The following is a 14,046-nucleotide window of genomic DNA, read 5'->3' as shown; positions in this document are numbered from 1 at the left end:
GGGGAGACCGCGCGAGAGCCTGTGCGCCGACCGCCGCCCGGCACCGCCCGTGGCCCCGGCGGGCGAACCCGCCCGGCACCACCACGCATCGGAAGGGCCACTCGTGACGACGAACCAGGTGCTCATCGGCGTGGGCCTGATCCTGGTCCTGGCCGTCGGATCGCAGATCCTGGCCGACCGCCTGCGCATCCCCGCCCTCATCGTCCTGCTGCCGGTCGGCTTCACCGCCGGCGCGCTGATCGACGCCGTCGCCCCCGAGCAGCTGCTGGGGGCGGCGTTCTCGCCGCTGGTGTCGCTGGCCGTCGCCGTGATCCTCTACGACGCCGGCCTCGGGCTGGATCTGGCGAGGCTGAAGGGCCACACCCGCCGCGTCGTCGTCCGGCTGATCTGGTTCGGTGTCCTGATCACCGGGCTGCTCGGCACGCTCCTCGCGGTGCCGCTGCTGGGCATGTCCCCCCAGGCGGCCGTCATGACCGGCGCGATCCTCGTGGTCTCAGGGCCGACCGTCGTCGGACCGCTGCTCGGCTTCGTACGGCCGAAGGACCGTCTCCAGCGCATCCTGATCTGGGAAGGCTCCCTCATCGACCCGGTCGGCGGTGTCCTGGGAGCCCTCGTCTTCCACGGGGTCGTGGCGAGCTCGGGCCACTCCCTCGGCAGCGGCACGACGCGATTCCTGACCAGCGTGGGCATCGGAGCGGCCGGAGGAGTGGTCGGGGCGGCTGTGCTGTGGGTGCTGTTCCGGGTGCTGCGGCTCGGCGAGGTCCTCGGCACCACGGCGCAGCTCGCCCTGGTGACCGGTGTGGCGGCGTTCTGCGATGTCGTGCGCGACGACACGGGACTCATCGCCGCCGTGATGATGGGCCTGGCCGTCGCCAACCTCCCCGACATGGACGTACCCGCGCGCCGGCCCTTCTTCGAGACCCTGGTCAGCCTGATCCTCGGTGTGCTCTTCATCTCGATCTCCGCCACCGTCACCCCGCACTCGCTGCGCCATGTGTGGCTGCCCGCGCTCGGGCTCGCCGCCTTCCTGGTGCTGGTCGTCAGACCGATCGTCGCGGCGGTGTCCACCCTCGGCACCGACCTGACACGCGGCGAGCGGGGCTTCATCGGCTGGATGGCGCCCCGCGGCATCGTCGCGGCCGCCACGGCCTCGACGTTCTCGGCCGGCTTGATGGCCCGGGGGATCGGCGGCGCGTCGACGATTCTTCCGGCCACGTTCGTGGTCATCGTCGCGACCGTGACGCTCTACGGCCTGACCGCCTCGCCCGTCGCCCGGCGCCTGGGCGTCGTGCGCCCGTCCCGCTCGCGGCCCCTGCTGGTCGGCGGCGACCCCTGGGTGGTCGACCTCGGCGTGGCCCTGAAGTCGGCGGGGCTGGAGGTGCTGATGTGGGCGGGCGAAGAGGAACAGCGCGAACGTATCCGGCGGGCCGGGGTCGATCTTGCGCCCGGTGAGCTGCTGGGCGCCGCCACGGGCGGGGCCGCCGAGCTGGAAGGCATCACGGCGGTGTACTTCCTCACCGCCGAGGACGACTTCAACGCCCTGGCGGCGGTGCTGCTGCGAGGCAGCGTGGAGGGTACCGTCCACCGCCTCAACGCACCGGCCGACAGCCAGGGCGTGGTGGCGCCGTTCATCGGTGGCGAGGTTCTGTTCGGCCCGGATCTGACCTGGCCGACGTTCTTCCGCAGGTACGAGGAGGGGGCCGCCGTCCTCGGGCGGCCGGCCGGTGACGTCATGCGGCCCGGCAGCGATCCGCTGTTCCTCGTGCGGCGGGACGGCCGGCTCGATCCGGTCACGGGCGGCAGCACGCCACTGCCCCGCCCGGGGGACACGGTCATCCTGCTGTCCCCGGGCGGACGGGCCGACGGGAGTCCGCGGAGGTAGGCCGGCCGCCGGCTGTCGACCACCGGAAGGCCCGTCGTTCCACGTCCCGGTTCCCCGCGCCGGCCCGGCACCAGGACGAGCAGGCCACCGCCTTCCGCGACCGGCCCCCGGCCCCCGCCCCCGACACCGTCGGGTCGGCGCACACACCCGGAGGGTCCGCGGGGGCGGCCGGACCAGCAACGTCCACACCCCGGTCGCGGCGGGCGTCCACGCCGACGGGCACCGCGAGATCCTCGGCATCGACGTCGCCGGGCCGGCCAGAGGACCGGCTGCGTCCAGGTCCCCGCCCCACAGCTGCCCGCGAAGGCGCGGTCGCTCGGGCGCTCTTCGCCGGTGATCACCCTCGGTTACCGGGCCTCTTGCAGAAAGCCCCGGTGTTCAGCCGGGGATGAATGCATCTCAAGGCTGCTCTGACGTGCACGTCAGAGCGGACGTTTCTGCTGCTCGGTGTACTGGCGGACGATCGCCAACGGTGCTCCGCCGTACGACGCGGAGAAGTACGAGGGCGACCACAGATGCCCGTGCATGATGGCGCGGTTGATCCGGCCGGTGAACTCCTGCCGTATCCGGCGGGCGGAGACGCCCTTGAGGCACCACGCGGACACACCCGAACGCCTGCGCCAGCGCGCGGCGCTGGGAGGCGTCCGGGTAGGCCCGGTAGTTGTAGCGGAGCTGCACAGCCATTCCGGGACGGCCCCAAGCCTCTTCACGTCCGCCGGTGGACGTGCGGCGAATGCGCCACCGTGCACGACCGCGACCACAACGCCGCCCGCAACGTCCTCTTCGAAGGACGCCGAATCGTCGCCGCCGGACGGGCGAAGACGCTAAACGCCTGCGGAGCGCCGGTCAGACGGGCACACGTGCCCGCACAGCGCGTTGAAGCAGGAAGCCTCCGGAAGGGTCAGACGACCCAGGCTGGAATCCCTGTACTTTAGGCCAGGGAGCACGTCAATATGCTCACTTCATGCCGGAGGCTGGAAGCAAGGGGCGAACGGCTCTTGACGGACTGCTGGGGAGGCAACGACATCTGCGGGCCGGTCGACACTCCCCAGTCACTTCCCAGGGCCGTCGACGGGGCGATCGCCATCTCTGCGCCACCCCGAGGGTGATCTTGGATTGCAAGGCAGTAAAGACAGGTGGCATGGGAAAATGCTGAAAGAGGTCACTGCGACCCGTTACATCACGCCCCTGCGTGAGGGCGGCTCGCTGCCGGGACTGATCGAGGCCGACGACCTCGCCACCTACGTCCTGAAGTTCACCGGCGCCGGACAGGGCCGCAAGACGCTCGTCGCGGAGGTGGTCTGCGGCGAACTCGCCCGCCGGCTGGGTCTGCGGATGCCCCGCCTGGTGACCGTGGAGGTCGACCCGGTGCTGGGGCTCGGCGAACCCGACCAGCAGGTGCAGGACCTGCTGCGCTCCAGCCGCGGCACCAACCTCGGCATGGACTTCCTCTCCGGCGCCCTCGGCTTCGATCCGCTCGCCTTCCCGGTGAGCCCCGAGGAGGCAGGCCGGATCGTCTGGTTCGACGCGCTGGTGAACAACGTCGACCGCTCCTGGCGCAACCCCAACCTGCTCGTGCACCGCGGCGACCTGTGGCTCATCGACCACGGCGCCACCCTCATCTGGCACCACAACTGGCCCTCCGCCGAGACCTCCGCCGCCCGCCCCTACGACGCCGGCGACCACGCCCTCGCCCGCTTCCGGCCGGACACCGCCGCCGCGGCCGCCGAACTGGGCCCCCTGGTCACCGCGGACCTCCTCGCCGAGGTCACCGCCGAGATCCCGGACGTCTGGCTCGCCGACGAGCCCGGCTTCGACACCCCGGACGCGCTGCGCCGCGCCTACGCGGCACCCCTCCTGGCGCGCGCCGCCGTCATCCACGAGCGCATCAAGGGGGCCGAGTGAACGACCGCCACATCATCAGGGCCAGCGAGGCGAACGAACGGGACGTCTACGAGTACGCCCTGCTGCGGGTCGTCCCCCGTGTCGAGCGCGGCGAGTGCATCAACGCCGGCGTGCTCGTCTACTGCCGGGCCCAGGCCTACGTGGGCGCCCGCACCCACCTCGACGAGGCCCGGCTGCTCGCCCTCGACCCGCACGCGGACGTGGCCGGCGTCCGAGCCGCCCTGCGGGCGGTGGAGACGGTGTGCGGCGGCGGCGACGCGGCCGGTCAGGCGGCCGGTGACGACGCCGGCCGGCGCTTCCGCTGGCTGATCGCGCCCCGCTCCGCCGTCGTCCAGCCCGGCCCCGTGCACACCGGGCTCACCACCGACGCGGCCGCCGAGACGGAGCGGCTCCTCACGCTGCTGGTGAGGTAATCGATCACACCCGCGCGGTGCGCCGTTGACACCGGGTGCCAGGGCTTCTAGCGTCACGTCTGCTGAAGGTACTAAGCGGTCGGTCACCGATGGAGCCGGCCGTACGGAGCCGCACCCCAAGGGCGAGGAGAAGCAGCAATGTCCACCACTGAGCAGCGGGTCGCAGTAGTCACGGGCGCGGCACGCGGCATCGGCGCCGCCACGGCCGTACGGCTGGCCGCCGAGGGCCGCGCGGTCGCGGTCGTCGACCTCGACGAGGCCGCCTGCAAGGACACCGTCGAGAAGATCACCTCGGCGGGCGGCCGGGCGATCGCGGTCGGCGCCGACGTCTCCGACGAGGCCCAGGTCGAGGCGGCCGTCGCCCGCGTCGTCGAGGAGCTCGGCGCCCCGACGATCCTCGTCAACAACGCGGGTGTGCTCCGTGACAACCTGCTGTTCAAGATGAGCGCCTCCGACTGGGACACGGTCCTGAACGTGCACCTGCGCGGCTCGTTCCTGATGACCAAGGCCGTCCAGAAGCACATGGTCGACGCCGGTTTCGGCCGCGTCGTCAACCTCTCCTCGTCCTCCGCGCTCGGCAACCGGGGCCAGGCCAACTACTCCGCCGCCAAGGCCGGTCTCCAGGGCTTCACCAAGACCCTCGCCATCGAGCTCGGCAAGTTCGGCATCACCGCCAACGCCGTCGCCCCCGGCTTCATCGTCACCGACATGACGGCCGCGACCGCCGCCCGGGTCGGCATGGGCTTCGATGACTTCCAGAAGGCGGCCGCCTCGCAGATCCCGGTGCAGCGCGTCGGCGAGCCCGACGACATCGCCAACGCGATCGCCTTCTTCACGGGCGAGGCCGCCGGCTTCGTCTCCGGCCAGGTGCTGTACGTCGCCGGCGGACCGCTCAACTAGCTCACCAGGGGTCACCGACATGACTGAACTGCCCGCACTCTCCGGCAAGGTCGCCCTGATCACGGGCGCCAGCCGCGGCATCGGCCTCGGTGTCGCCGAGGCACTCCTCGCCCGCGGCGACCGGCTCTGCATCACCGGCCGTAACGAGGACGCCCTCAAGGAGACCGTCGAGAAGCTCGGCGCCGACCGCGTCATCGGCGTCGCCGGCCGGGCCCACGACCTGGACCACCAGACCGCCGTCGTCGACCGCACGATGGAGGCCTTCGGCCGCATCGACTACCTGGTCAACAACGCCGGCACGAACCCGGTCTTCGGGCCGATCGCCGACCTCGACCTGGACGTGGCCCGCAAGGTCTTCGAGACCAACGTGGTCTCCGCCCTCGGCTTCGCCCAGAAGACCTGGCACGCCTGGCAGAAGGACAACGGCGGCGCCATCGTCAACATCGCCTCCGTCGCGGGCCTGTCGGCCTCGCCCTTCATCGGCGCCTACGGCGTCAGCAAGGCCGCGATGATCAACCTGACCCAGCAGCTGGCGCACGAGTTCGCGCCGGGGGTACGGGTCAACGCGATCGCCCCGGCCGTGGTGAAGACCAAGTTCGCACAGGCCCTGTACGAGGGCCGGGAGACCGAGGCGGCGGCCTCCTACCCGCTGGGCCGGCTCGGAGTCCCCTCCGACATCGGCGGCGCCGCCGCGTTCCTGACCTCCGAGCAGTCGGACTGGGTCACCGGCCAGACGCTCGTCGTCGACGGCGGCATCTTCCTCAACGCCGGCGTGGGCTGACCGCCCCGCCCCGCACGGCCCCAGGGCGCCGCCTCCCGACCGGGGGCGGCGCCTTTCGCGTCCCACGGGCCGCACATGGGCCGTGCACGATCCGTGCGCGGTCGGTGCACAGTGTCATGACAACGTCGTCCCCTGCCCTCCGGCGGCGGAGCCCCGTGGCGGCCGGTGGGCGGACCGCGGTGCCCGTTGTCAGTGGTCGCCTGTAGGTTCTGTGGTCTGGAAGTGACCGCACAACGGAGGACGTTGACGTGACCGACATCGCCATGCTGCCCGAGTCCTGGCGCGGGGTCCTGGGCGACGAGCTGCAGCAGCCCTACTTCAAGGAGCTGACGGAGTTCGTCGAGGAGGAGCGAGCGAAGGGTCCCGTCTACCCTCCGCGCGAGGAGGTCTTCGCCGCGCTCGACGCGACGCCGTACGAGCGGGTGAAGGTCCTGGTCCTCGGCCAGGACCCGTACCACGGCGAGGGCCAGGGGCACGGCCTGTGCTTCTCGGTGCGGCCCGGCGTGAAGATCCCGCCGTCGCTGCGCAACATCTACAAGGAGATGCACGAGGAACTGGGCACGCCCGTCCCCGACAACGGCTACCTCATGCCGTGGGCCCAGCAGGGCGTGCTGCTGCTCAACGCCGTCCTCACCGTCCGCTCCGGCGAGGCGAACTCGCACAAGGGCAAGGGCTGGGAGAAGTTCACGGACGCGGTGATCCGGGCCGTGGCCGACCGGCCCGACCCGGCGGTCTTCGTCCTCTGGGGCAACTACGCGCAGAAGAAGCTGCCCCTGATCGACGAGACGCGGCACGTGGTGGTCAAGGGCGCGCACCCCTCCCCGCTGTCCGCGAAGAAGTTCTTCGGCTCCCGGCCGTTCACCCAGATCAACGAGGCGGTGTCCCGTCAGGGCCACGAGCCGATCGACTGGACGATCCCGAACCTGGGCTGATGCCTCGCGGGCCGGCTGGTGCGACCCCGGGCCGGCGCTTCCGACCCTGGGCCGGCCGTTACGACTCCGGGTCGGCGCTTCCGACTCCGACCGGTCCGGCTTCGTCTGCGACCGGTCCGTTCCGACTGCGACTGGTCTGGTCTGCCCGCGACCGGCCCGGTCTGCTCACGACCGGACCGGTCCGACTGCGACCGGCCCGGTTCGACTGTGACCGGCCCGGTGGAGCCTGACCGGGATCGCCACCGGCTGCGGTTAGCGTCGTGGCAACGACGCAAGGAGGCCGCCGTGGTGGATCGACAGGGGCAGACGGCGCCGGACGCCGTGCTGACGCGCATCGGGCAGGTCGTGATGCTGCACCACGGGGGTGACCGCGAGGAGGCCCGGCGCCGCCTGCTCGAGCTGTGGACGGAGATCGGCGAGGACGGTGACGCGCTGCACCGCTGCACACTGGCCCACTACCTCGCCGACACCCAGGACGACCCGTTCGACGAGCTGGCCTGGGACCTGCGGGCCCTGACGGCGGCGGAGGAGGACGGTGACTCGCCCGAGGTGCGGGCGCTGTACCCCTCGCTCCAGCTCAACCTGGCGGCGGACTACGTGAAGCTGGGCCGCTCCGAGGCCGCCCGCGCCCATGTGCGCAGGGCACGGGGAGCGGCCGGCGCGCTCGGCCACGACAGCTACGCGGACGGGGTGCGGGCGGCCATCATCAGGATGGAGCTGCGGCTGGGGGAGCCCGGCTGCGGCCACCCCGGCGGTGCGTAGCGCCCTGCGGTCAGTACGCCTGCTCGCAGATCACCGCCTCCGGGCTGTCCGAACGCCAGCCCCCGTACCGTCGGCCGAGAGCGCACACGTCGGTGTGCCTCTCGACCTCCTCCCGTACGTCGGGGGCCTCGCCGCGCGGTGACGCCGGGCGCGCTGGTTCCGGCCGGGTCGGCCGGGTGCGGGGATGCGGCTGAGGGGCGGTGCGGGGAGGACGCGGTGGCGGGGCGGCGCGGGGCGGCGGCTGCGCGGCCGGTGCCGACGCGGCCGGAGCCGGCGGGGTGGCCCGCCGCGTCCGTGGCGGCGCGGCCGGCTCCGGCGCACGCCGCGTGCCCACCCGCTCCAGTGCCTCCAGGGCCGGCGCCTGGACGACCCGGGTCCCGGCCCGGCCGTCCGGCCGGGGCAGCGGCGCGGTCGTGGGCGCGGAGGGAGGGGCGGGGGCCGCGGGCGGGCCCGGCGCCGGCGGGTGCTGGAGGGTCACGCATCCGGTCAGGGCCGAGACGGCCACGGTCACCAGGAGCGTCGCGGTGGTCGACGTCGTTCGATGCACCCGCGCCACTCTGCTGGGTCCGGCCCGTCCGGGCACGGCGGTCGGGCGAGCAGTGGCCCACACGGGTGATCCACCGCCCCCCGAGGGGGACGGCCGCCCCCTCGCGCTGACGCCGTGTCACTCCCCGGTGACGCCGTCGACGCGTTCGCGGAGCAGGTCGGCGTGGCCGTTGTGCCGGGCGTACTCCTCGATCATGTGCGTGTAGATCCAGCGCAGGCTGTACGACTCCCCCGTGGAACGGCGGACGCCCCGGGAGGGCTCGTCGAGCCCGTGTCCGGCCGCGTTGCGCCGGGCGACGCCGATCTCGTCCTGCCAGGTGGCGTGCGCCTCCTGCCAGGTGTCGTCCTCGGTGAGGTGGAACTCACCGTCGGGGTCCTCGTCGCTGAAGTAGATCGGCCCCGCGTCCTCGCCCATGAGGACCGCGCGGAACCAGCCGCGCTCCACCTCCGCCATGTGCCGCACCAGCCCCATCAGGGACAGCTCGGACGGCGGCGCCGAGGCGGTGCGGAGCTGGGCGTCGGTGAGGCCCTCGCACTTCCACGCCAGGGTCTGCCGGTGGTACTCCAGCCACCCCTCCAGCATGGTGCGCTCGTCGGCGTCGCCCGCCGGTTCGCTTCGCTGTGTCGTCATGCCCGCATCGTTTCCCAACGGGCCCGTGACCACCACGCCTTTTTCGCGGCCGGGCGCCGACGGGCCGGCAGCCGCTGAGCCCGAGGTCGTCGCCCCGAACCCACGGTCGGCCGCGCCGAACCCGCCGTCAGCCGCCGAGCCCGCTCAGCCCGCCGCCGTCCGCCGAGCCCCCCCGTCAGCCACCGAGCATCCCGTCGAGCAGCTCACGCGCCCCCGCCCGCAGCTCGTCGGGGCTCGGTGTCCGCCCGCCGAAGGAGCCGGCCACGCAGGAGAACATCAGCCCGTCCGCCCAGGCGACCAGGGACAGCACGTGCCGGGCGGGGTCGGGGGAGCCCGCGGCGGTGAGCAGGGCGGTGAGCCGGTCGCGGAAGACGGCGCCGGCCGCGTCGTAGAAGGTCCGCAGTTCGGGGCGGCGGGTGGCCTCCAGGGCCAGTTCGTAGCGGGCGACGAGCAGGTCGCGGTGGTGGGACAGGGAGCGGTGGACCGCCAGGGCCAGGGCCTCGGTCAGCGCGTCGCGGCCACCGCGTGGATCCGGCATCTCCTCCAGCGCCAGCACCCGGGCCTCCCGCTCGGCGAGCCGCCGCACGGCGAGCCCGAGCAGTGCCTGCCGGGTGCGGGCGAGGTTGGAGGTGGACCCCTGGGGCAGCCCGCCGGCCTCGTCCACCGCCCGGTGCGTCAGCCCGCGCATGCCCCGCTCGGCGAGCAGGGCGAGCGCGGTGTCGGCGACCAGTTCGGCGCGGGATCCGGGGGAAGGGGACGCGTCGCGGGAGGTGGGCGTGCCGGAGGGCGTGGACGGGTTGCGGGAGGCGGGCGGGCCGGGGGAGGCGGAGGCTGGCAGGGGCATGGGACCAACCTACCGCCCGCACTACACCCGTAGTATCGTCGCGCCCAAGACCCCACTACAGCTGTAGTGAGGCGGGCCACCGACAACTTACGGAGGAGCCATGGCACAGTCGCCGCACGCGATCGTCGTCGGAGGCGGGATCGGCGGCCTCACCGCCGCCGCGGCCCTGCACCGACGCGGCCTGCGGGTCACCGTCCTGGAGCGGGCCCCGTCCCTGGCCCCCGTCGGCGCCGCCATCTCCCTGGCCCCCAACGCGCTGCGCGCCCTCGACGTCCTCGGCGTCGGCGACCGCGTCCGCGACCTCGCCGCCTGGCAGGGCGACGGCGGCCTGCGCACACCGCGCGGCCGCTGGCTCTCCCGCACCAGCGCGGACGCGGTGGCCGCCCGCTTCGGCGGCCCCCTGGTCCTGCTGCACCGGGCCACCCTCGTGGACACCCTCGCCGCCCTGCTCCCGCCCGACGCCGTCCGCACCGGCACACCCGCCGGCCTCGCCGACCCCGGCGGCACCCGCCGCCCGGCCCGCGTGACCACGCCCGACGGCGAACTGGAGGCCGACCTGGTGGTCGCCGCCGAAGGCATCCACTCCGCCGTACGCCGGACCCTCTTCCCCGACCACCCCGGCCCGGTCTACACCGGCTTCACCACCTGGCGGATCGTGATCCCCTTGCCCGGCGTCGCGTTCGCCTCCCACGAGACCTGGGGCCGGGGCAGCCTGTGGGGGTCCCACCCGCTCAAGGACGGCCGGGTGTACGCGTACGCCGCCGCCACCGCCCCGGCCGGGGAGCGCGCCCCCGACGAACGGGCCGAACTCCTGCGCCGCTACGGCGACTGGCACCACCCCGTCCCCGACATCCTCGCCGCCACCCGCCCCGAGGACGTCCTGCGGCACGACGTCCACCACCTGGCCGAGCCGCTGCCCGCCTTCCACCGCGGCCGCGTCGCCCTCGTCGGCGACGCCGCGCACGCGATGCCGCCCTCCCTCGGCCAGGGCGGCAACCAGGCGGTCGAGGACGCGGTCGTCCTCGCCCACCACTGCGCCGACCTCCCCGCCTACACGGCCGCCCGGCTGCCCCGTACGACGGCCGTCACCCGGCAGGCGCTGCGCACGGCCCGGCTCAGCATGGCCGCCCACCCCGTCGCCGTCGCCGTACGCGACACCGCGGTGGCCGCGCTGTCGGCGTTCGGGCCCGGCCTCTTCCTGCGCGGCTTCGACGGGATCGCCGACTGGCGGCCGCCGCGGTCCCCGTATGCTGCCGTCCAGGCGGACGTGGACACGCACAGCGCGGACCAGCAGTGAAGGAGCCCCCGTGAAGGTCGGCTGCATCGGACTCGGCGACATCGCGCGGAAGGCGTACCTGCCGGTGCTCGGCGCGCTGCCAGGCCTCGAACTGCACCTGCACACCCGCACACCGGCCACCCTCGACCGGGTCGCCGACACGCTCCGGGTGCCCGCCGGGCAGCGGCACCGGGACCTCGACGCGCTGCTCGCCCAGGGCCTGGACGCCGCGTTCGTGCACGCCCCCACCGACGTCCACCCCGAGATCGTCGCCCGGCTGCTCCGGGCGGGCGTCCCCACGTACGTCGACAAGCCGCTGGCGTACGAACTCGCCGACTCCGAGCGGCTCGTGGCGCTCGCGGAGGAACGCGGGACGAGCCTCGCCGTCGGCTTCAACCGGCGCCACGCCCCCGGCTACGCGCAGTGCGCCGACCACCCGCGCGAGCTGATCCTGATGCAGAAGAACCGGATAGGGCTGCCCGAACAGCCCCGCACCATGATCCTCGACGACTTCATCCACGTCGTGGACACCCTGCGGTTCCTCGCGCCGGGCCCGGTGGACGACGTGACCGTGCGCGCCCGGGTCGTGGACGGGCTGCTGCACCACGTCGTCCTCCAGCTCGCCGGGGACGGCTTCACCGCGCTCGGCGTCATGAACCGCCTCAGCGGCTCGAACGAGGAGATCCTCGAGGTGTCCGGGCAGGACACCAAGCGCCAGGTCGTCAACCTCGCCGAGGTCGTCGACCACAAGGGCCAGCCGACGGTGCGGCGGCGCGGCGACTGGGTGCCGGTGGCCCGCCAGCGCGGCATCGAACAGGCCGTCCTGACCTTCCTGGACGCCGTGCGCGCCGGCAAGGTGCTCAGCGCGCGGGACGCGCTGGCGACGCATGAACTGTGCGAGCGGGTGGTGCGGGCGGTGGCGGAGCGTTCCGCCGCGTCCTGACCGTCCGCGCCCCCTCCGCCAGGAACACGGCCGCCAGGACCAGCAGCGCCGCGTGGGCCGGCCAGTCGCCGAAGCGGACGTACGGGGTGGTGCCCCCGGTGAGCGGCACCTCACGGACGGCCACGGTGCTCGCGTCCGTCCCCAGCGCCGGGCCCAGCCGCCGGCCGCTCGCGTCGTACACCGCGGAGACGCCCGTCAGCGTCGCGTGGACGAACGGCCGGCCCGTCTCCGCGGCGCGCAGGGCGCCGAGCGAGGCGTGCTGCGCGGGCGCCCAGCTCCGCTGGAACGTCGACGTCGACGACTGCGCGACCAGCACGTCCGCGCCGTCCGCGGCGAGATGCCGGCTCATGTCGGGGAACGCGGTCTCGAAGCACACCATCGGGCCGATCCGCAGCCCCGCCCCGACGTCCATCACGACCTGCCCGCCACCGCGCCGGCGGTCCTCGCCGGCCGCCTTGCCGACCGAGGTCGCCCAGCCGAGCAGCGAACGGGCCGGGACGTACTCGCCGAACGGCACCAGACGCATCTTGTCGTACCGGTTGCCGGTCGCGCCGTCCGGTCCGACCAGGATCGAGCTCTTGTAGATGCCGGGCCGGTCGGAGCGCCGGGCGTCCACGTTGACCAGGATTCCGGCGCCGGTCGCCCGGGACAGCTCCGCCAGTCGCCGCGCCAGGTCGGGCCGGTCGTCCAGGTCGTACCCGACTCCGCTCTCGCCCCAGACGATCAGGTCGACGTCCTGCCCGGCGAGCCGGCGCGTCAGCTGTTCCTCCCGGTCGAAGCGGCGCTCGGGCCCCTGGACGACGCCCGGCTGCACGACGGCGATCCGGGCCTGCCCCGTCACCTCCGGACGCGGCGACCACACCCACGCCGTGCAGGCCGCGGCCGCGGTGGCCACCAGCCCCGCGACGGCCGGCACCCGGTGCGCCGGGACGGCGACGAGCACGGCGACCGCCACGTTCACGGCCACCACCAGGAAGCTGAGCAGCCACACCCCGCCGACGGACGCCAGCCGCAACGCCGGTTCCACCTGCCACTGACTGGCGCCGAGCACGCCCCACGGCCCGCCGAAACCCTCCCAGCCACGGACGAGTTCCACGGCCAGCCAGCCCGAGGGCAGCACGACGAGCGCGGCGACGGCCCGCCCCCGCGCGGGCGCCCCCGCCAGGAACCGGCGCACCAGCCAGCCCCACGGCCCCCACAGCGCGCCCAGCAGCGCGGCGATCACCAGGGTGAACACGTGCAGGAACGGCAGCAGCCACAGATGCATGGCCAGCATGAACCCGAACCCGCCGCTCCAGCCGTCGTACACCGCCCGCCGTCCCGTCGGCGCCGAGCGCACGAGCAGGATCCAGGGCACCAGCGCGAGGAACGCCCACCACCACAGGCCCGGCGCCGGGAACGCCGGCACGGGCAGCGCGCCGGCCAGCGCCACGACGGCCGACCGCCGCCACGGGGAGGTGAGCAGGAGACCGAACGTCTTCATACGGCACCTCTCTACCCGCTGGTGGCTCCAGTGTGCGCGCCCGCGGTGATCTCCGACCAGATGGCCTCGCGGAGGGAGAGAGAAAGAGGGGGAAGGCGCGCGACACCGCGGCGGACCGGAGACCCGCCGCGGACCGGAGACCCGCCGTGGACCGGAGACCCGCCGCCCAGGGGACGATGTCCCCGCCGCCCCTCAGGGGACGGTGTCCCCGCCGCCCGTCAGAGGACGGTGTCCCCGCCCTGAGGCCGGCGCCACATCTCCCGGGCGACCACCTCGCGCACCCGCCAGCCGTCGTCCGTGCGCAGCAGGCCGAAGGCGTACCGGCCGCCGCGGACGACGTCGGGCGCGGCCGAGGAGCCGTCGCCGGCGAGCCGCAACGCGGAGACGTAGTCGGCCCGCAGCCGGGCGGTGTCACCCCGGTCGCGTTCCAGGACCCCGAAGCGGAGGCGGCGGTTCACGACCAGGTGCTGCCGCACCGGGAACACCCGCAGACTCTCCGCGAGCCACTGGGCGACCTGCCCGACGGGCCCCTCGATCCCGCCCGCGGACCGGTAGTCGGCCCGCCCGTCCGGCGCGAACAGCTCCCGGAACGCCGTCCAGTCCCCGTCCTCGACGGCCACCGCGTAGTCGGTGACCAGTTCGTCGACGGCCAGCCGGTCCATCATGGTGGCGAGCTCCGCACGCTGCGTCATGGCCCGAGTGTTGGGCATGGGCCGGGCCCAGCCAAGAGGCGTGCGACGACCGGCGC

General features: G+C 73.9%; 15 protein-coding genes and 3 pseudogenes. 11 read left to right on the top strand and 7 right to left on the bottom strand.

Translation table 11 applies throughout. The annotated features are described in order from the left end of the window. Window positions 1–103 precede the first annotated feature (103 nt). Together ACFYWQ_RS17360 and ACFYWQ_RS17355 are read left to right on the top strand one after the other, a co-directional pair. Window positions 104–1,882, top strand: a complete 1,779-nt coding sequence (locus ACFYWQ_RS17360; protein ID WP_389517284.1) for a cation:proton antiporter — start codon at window positions 104–106, stop codon at window positions 1,880–1,882. After that, on the top strand, window positions 1,785–2,219 hold the full coding sequence (locus ACFYWQ_RS17355; RefSeq protein ID WP_389517456.1) for a transposase: 435 nt from the start codon (window positions 1,785–1,787) through the stop codon (window positions 2,217–2,219). Before ACFYWQ_RS17360 ends, ACFYWQ_RS17355 begins: the two co-directional genes overlap by 98 nt. Before the next feature lie 85 nt (window positions 2,220–2,304). Here ACFYWQ_RS17355 and ACFYWQ_RS17350 read toward each other — a convergent pair. Both ACFYWQ_RS17350 and ACFYWQ_RS17345 read right to left on the bottom strand, forming a co-directional pair. Continuing rightward, a pseudogene (locus ACFYWQ_RS17350) lies at window positions 2,305–2,472 on the bottom strand (transposase); the annotation flags it as partial. Between the two features lie 43 nt (window positions 2,473–2,515). After that, window positions 2,516–2,566, bottom strand: a pseudogene (locus ACFYWQ_RS17345) (hypothetical protein); the annotation flags it as partial. A 2-nt stretch (window positions 2,567–2,568) separates the two neighbouring features. On the opposite strand from ACFYWQ_RS17345, the pseudogene ACFYWQ_RS17340 reads away from it, so the two are divergent. The 7 genes and pseudogenes from ACFYWQ_RS17340 to ACFYWQ_RS17310 all read left to right on the top strand — a co-directional run. Continuing rightward, a pseudogene (locus tag ACFYWQ_RS17340) lies at window positions 2,569–2,817 on the top strand (zinc ribbon domain-containing protein); the annotation flags it as partial. 214 nt (window positions 2,818–3,031) lie between these two features. Beyond that, window positions 3,032–3,787, top strand: a complete 756-nt coding sequence (locus tag ACFYWQ_RS17335; RefSeq protein WP_389517281.1) for a HipA family kinase — start codon at window positions 3,032–3,034, stop codon at window positions 3,785–3,787. Beyond that, complete coding sequence (locus ACFYWQ_RS17330; protein ID WP_385076455.1) at window positions 3,784–4,200, top strand: DUF3037 domain-containing protein; 417 nt, start codon at window positions 3,784–3,786, stop codon at window positions 4,198–4,200. Before ACFYWQ_RS17335 ends, ACFYWQ_RS17330 begins: the two co-directional genes overlap by 4 nt. Window positions 4,201–4,338: 138 nt before the next feature. After that, the gene (gene fabG / locus ACFYWQ_RS17325) at window positions 4,339–5,100 is read left to right on the top strand and encodes a 3-oxoacyl-ACP reductase FabG (protein WP_389517279.1); all 762 of its coding nucleotides are present in this window, start codon (window positions 4,339–4,341) and stop codon (window positions 5,098–5,100) included. Between the two features lie 19 nt (window positions 5,101–5,119). Continuing rightward, complete coding sequence (locus ACFYWQ_RS17320; RefSeq protein WP_389517277.1) at window positions 5,120–5,881, top strand: SDR family oxidoreductase; 762 nt, start codon at window positions 5,120–5,122, stop codon at window positions 5,879–5,881. A gap of 248 nt (window positions 5,882–6,129) precedes the next feature. Further along, the gene (gene ung / locus ACFYWQ_RS17315) at window positions 6,130–6,813 is read left to right on the top strand and encodes a uracil-DNA glycosylase (protein WP_389517275.1); all 684 of its coding nucleotides are present in this window, start codon (window positions 6,130–6,132) and stop codon (window positions 6,811–6,813) included. A 285-nt stretch (window positions 6,814–7,098) separates the two neighbouring features. Next, window positions 7,099–7,575, top strand: a complete 477-nt coding sequence (locus ACFYWQ_RS17310) for a hypothetical protein (RefSeq protein WP_389517273.1) — start codon at window positions 7,099–7,101, stop codon at window positions 7,573–7,575. Window positions 7,576–7,585: 10 nt separating this feature from the next. Here the strand turns inward: ACFYWQ_RS17310 and ACFYWQ_RS17305 are convergent, their stop codons facing one another. The 3 genes from ACFYWQ_RS17305 to ACFYWQ_RS17295 all read right to left on the bottom strand — a co-directional run bounded on the left by ACFYWQ_RS17305 (window position 7,586) and on the right by ACFYWQ_RS17295 (window position 9,596). Beyond that, window positions 7,586–8,122 (bottom strand): hypothetical protein, encoded by a 537-nt coding sequence (locus tag ACFYWQ_RS17305; protein WP_389517272.1) that lies wholly within the window; start codon window positions 8,120–8,122, stop codon window positions 7,586–7,588. A 117-nt stretch (window positions 8,123–8,239) separates the two neighbouring features. After that, window positions 8,240–8,752: a DinB family protein gene (locus ACFYWQ_RS17300; protein WP_389517270.1), complete on the bottom strand. Its 513-nt coding sequence runs from the start codon at window positions 8,750–8,752 to the stop codon at window positions 8,240–8,242. A 175-nt stretch (window positions 8,753–8,927) separates the two neighbouring features. Next, a complete protein-coding gene (locus ACFYWQ_RS17295) occupies window positions 8,928–9,596 on the bottom strand; it encodes a TetR/AcrR family transcriptional regulator (protein ID WP_389517268.1) in 669 nt (222 codons plus the stop codon). 100 nt (window positions 9,597–9,696) lie between these two features. Between ACFYWQ_RS17295 and ACFYWQ_RS17290 the strand changes: the two genes are divergently transcribed. Beyond that, window positions 9,697–10,893: an FAD-dependent monooxygenase gene (locus ACFYWQ_RS17290; protein WP_389517266.1), complete on the top strand. Its 1,197-nt coding sequence runs from the start codon at window positions 9,697–9,699 to the stop codon at window positions 10,891–10,893. Between the two features lie 10 nt (window positions 10,894–10,903). Then, a complete protein-coding gene (locus tag ACFYWQ_RS17285) occupies window positions 10,904–11,815 on the top strand; it encodes a Gfo/Idh/MocA family protein (protein ID WP_389517264.1) in 912 nt (303 codons plus the stop codon). Here the strand turns inward: ACFYWQ_RS17285 and lnt are convergent. Together lnt and ACFYWQ_RS17275 are read right to left on the bottom strand one after the other, a co-directional pair. After that, a complete protein-coding gene (gene lnt, locus ACFYWQ_RS17280) occupies window positions 11,733–13,298 on the bottom strand; it encodes an apolipoprotein N-acyltransferase (RefSeq protein ID WP_389517262.1) in 1,566 nt (521 codons plus the stop codon). The genes ACFYWQ_RS17285 and lnt overlap by 83 nt on opposite strands. Window positions 13,299–13,516: 218 nt before the next feature. After that, window positions 13,517–13,990, bottom strand: a complete 474-nt coding sequence (locus ACFYWQ_RS17275) for a nuclear transport factor 2 family protein (RefSeq protein WP_389517260.1) — start codon at window positions 13,988–13,990, stop codon at window positions 13,517–13,519. Between the last annotated feature and the right edge of the window lie 56 nt (window positions 13,991–14,046).

Origin of the sequence: Streptomyces sp. NPDC003247, assembly GCF_042888135.1 — a bacterium.
Lineage (GTDB): Bacteria > Actinomycetota > Actinomycetes > Streptomycetales > Streptomycetaceae > Streptomyces.
This window is presented reverse-complemented; position numbering and strand designations above follow the sequence as displayed.

What these genes read in the sequence shown, in the direction of transcription:
- ACFYWQ_RS17335 (WP_389517281.1), top strand. Translation starts at nt 3,032, where the DNA reads ATGCTGAAAGAGGTCACTGCGACCCGTTACATCACGCCCCTGCGTGAG.
- fabG (WP_389517279.1), top strand. Translation starts at nt 4,339, where the DNA reads ATGTCCACCACTGAGCAGCGGGTCGCAGTAGTCACGGGCGCGGCACGC.
- ACFYWQ_RS17320 (WP_389517277.1), top strand. Translation starts at nt 5,120, where the DNA reads ATGACTGAACTGCCCGCACTCTCCGGCAAGGTCGCCCTGATCACGGGC.
- ACFYWQ_RS17300 (WP_389517270.1), bottom strand. Translation starts at nt 8,752, where the DNA reads ATGACGACACAGCGAAGCGAACCGGCGGGCGACGCCGACGAGCGCACC.
- ACFYWQ_RS17295 (WP_389517268.1), bottom strand. Translation starts at nt 9,596, where the DNA reads ATGCCCCTGCCAGCCTCCGCCTCCCCCGGCCCGCCCGCCTCCCGCAAC.
- ACFYWQ_RS17290 (WP_389517266.1), top strand. Translation starts at nt 9,697, where the DNA reads ATGGCACAGTCGCCGCACGCGATCGTCGTCGGAGGCGGGATCGGCGGC.
- lnt (WP_389517262.1), bottom strand. Translation starts at nt 13,298, where the DNA reads ATGAAGACGTTCGGTCTCCTGCTCACCTCCCCGTGGCGGCGGTCGGCC.
- ACFYWQ_RS17275 (WP_389517260.1), bottom strand. Translation starts at nt 13,990, where the DNA reads ATGACGCAGCGTGCGGAGCTCGCCACCATGATGGACCGGCTGGCCGTC.